The 1,837-nt window shown below is 75.2% G+C and carries 2 protein-coding genes and 1 pseudogene; all 3 read right to left on the reverse strand.

The features are described 5' to 3' along the window. Window positions 1–677, reverse strand: a pseudogene (locus HMPREF3105_RS00605) (Tat (twin-arginine translocation) pathway signal sequence); the annotation flags it as partial. Further along, on the reverse strand, window positions 668–1,492 hold the full coding sequence (locus HMPREF3105_RS00610) for an ABC transporter ATP-binding protein (protein WP_070708527.1): 825 nt from the start codon (window positions 1,490–1,492) through the stop codon (window positions 668–670). The pseudogene HMPREF3105_RS00605 and the gene HMPREF3105_RS00610, both read right to left, overlap by 10 nt. 64 nt (window positions 1,493–1,556) lie before the next feature. Continuing rightward, on the reverse strand, window positions 1,557–1,837 hold a 281-nt coding region (locus HMPREF3105_RS00615; protein WP_141762363.1), incomplete at its 5' end, for a tetratricopeptide repeat protein.

Consider the following 1,837-nt stretch of genomic DNA (forward strand, 5'->3'; position numbering starts at 1 on the left):
GCGGCCGCCCACGCCGCGGCGGGGCCCGCCCCGAACGGGGTCCACGCCGCGCCGCGGGCGACCTGGGGCGCGATCGCCAGGAAGTCCTCGAACGATGCGATGGCCTGCGAGAGGGCGACGCCGCCGAGCATGAGCGGGATGAACAGCAGGACGGAGACGACGTCCCGCACCCGACGCCGGCTCGCGTAGGCGGCCAGGAGGCCGGCGAGGCCGGAGCCGATCGCCACGGCGGTCACCGCGGTCAGCGCGCCCCCGGCCAGGCCTGCCGCCAGCGCGGCCGGCCGGTCCCACCAGCTGGCCCCCAGGCCCACCAGCACGGCCAGCGTGGCGAGCCCGACCGGCGTCGTGAAGGCGCTCAGGACCAGCCCGGCGATGAGGGTGCGGGCCGGGACGGGGAAGAGCACGAAGCTGTGCGGGTCGAGGGTGGCGTCCACGCCCGTGACGAACGGCGGGATGACGAGCCAGGCGAGCACCACGACGGCGGCGGCCAGCACGGTCGTGGCGCCGCGGGCCTCGTCCGGCAGGGCGGGCAGGCCCGTGACGAGCAGCGTCACCGCCACGGCGGCCATGCCGAGCACGTACAGCGCGCCGAGCACGCTCATCACCAGGGTGAACGGGGACCGCCGCCACTGGTTCAGGGTCAGCGTCCAGCGCAGTCGGACGAGCGTCAGAGCCATGTCAGCCCCTCCGAGCCGTGGCGGCCGCCGACGAGGTCCACGAAGCGGTCCTCGAGGTCGCGCCCGTCCCGGACCTCCTCGAGCGTGCCGGCGGCCCGCAGCGTCCCGGCCGCGATCACGGCGACGTGGGTGCACATGCGCTGGACGAGGTCCATCACGTGGCTCGAGACGATCACGGTGCCGCCCCGCTCCACGTACGAGTGCAGGATGTCCCGGATGTTCGCGGCGGAGACCGGGTCCACGGCCTCGAACGGCTCGTCCAGGACGAGCAGGTCCGGGGCGTGGACCATGGCGGCCGCCAGGGACACCTTCTTGGTCATGCCGGCGGAGTAGTCGGCCACGAGCTTGCGGCCGGCGTCCTCCAGGTCCATCACCCGCAGCAGGTCCGCGGTCCGCTCGGCCACGGTGTCCGCGTCGAGGCCATGCAGCAGCCCGGCGTAGGTCACGAGCTGCGCGCCCGTGAGGCGGTCGAAGGTCCGCACGCCGTCGGCGAGCACGCCGACCCGTCGCTTGGCCTCGAGGGGCTGCTCCCACACGTCGACGCCGTGGATCCAGGCGCGGCCGTGGTCCGGGCGCAGCAGCCCGGTGGCCATCGACAGGGCCGTGGTCTTGCCCGCCCCGTTGGGCCCGACCACCCCGAAGAACGATCCGGCCGGGACGTCCAGGTCCAGCGCGTCCAGCGCCAGCTTGTCCCCGAACCGCTGGGTCAGCCCGCGCGTGACGAGGGCGAGGTCCGGATCGGGGGCGTCGGCCGCACGCCGACGGGCGGCGGCCGCCAGGTGGGCGGGGGCAGGCTCGGGCGCATGCGGAGACATGCCTGGGACCTTACCCACCGTCAGGCGGACACGGCGTCCTCCTCAGGGATGAACTGAGGGTCCCTCAGAACAGCGCTGCGGCCAGCCGACGCCGCGAGGCCTGCACACGGGGGTCGTCCGTGCCCACCACGGTGTAGAGGTCCACGAGGTGGGCGCGCGCCGTCTCCCGGTCGTCGCCGGGGTGGAGGGCGATGAACCGCACGAGCCGGGCGAAGGCGTCCTCCACGTGGCCACCGAGCACGTCCAGGTCGGCGACGGCGAGCTGGGCGGCGACGTCGTCCGGGCCGTCCGCGGCGGCCGCGCGCACCGCCGCAGCGTCGGCGTCACGGGTGCGCAGCATGAGGC

This window comes from Micrococcus sp. HMSC31B01, from assembly GCF_001816085.1.
GTDB classification, from domain to species: domain Bacteria; phylum Actinomycetota; class Actinomycetes; order Actinomycetales; family Micrococcaceae; genus Micrococcus; species Micrococcus luteus.